This is a genomic window from Fructobacillus sp. CRL 2054 (assembly GCF_028764065.1).
Lineage (GTDB): Bacteria > Bacillota > Bacilli > Lactobacillales > Lactobacillaceae > Fructobacillus.
Genome location: NZ_JACOFN010000027.1, coordinates 1 through 253 on the forward strand (window position 1 = coordinate 1; position 253 = coordinate 253).

1 pseudogene is annotated in these 253 nt (G+C 42.3%); it reads right to left on the reverse strand.

The features are described 5' to 3' along the window. Positions 1-41 precede the first annotated feature (41 nt). Positions 42-253, reverse strand: a pseudogene (locus H7198_RS06935) (hypothetical protein); the annotation flags it as partial.

Below are 253 nucleotides of genomic sequence, written 5' to 3' on the forward strand. Positions count from 1 at the left end.
AATGGCATCTTTGAATTCCTGTGAGTAACGTGGCCTTTTAGTCATGTGCTGATTTCCTTTTTAGTCTTGGGATAATTATACAGTGGACGATGCATAAAATCTGTCCATTTTATCAGCATACGAGCAGTTTCCTTTACAACGCCAGATGCGTCTTTGGCGAATAACTTGATTGTCTTAGCTGACAAATCAACCGGTATCTTGCCATCGCGTAGCCAGAAATAAACTTCACGGTTGGCATCGCCTTGACGACCAT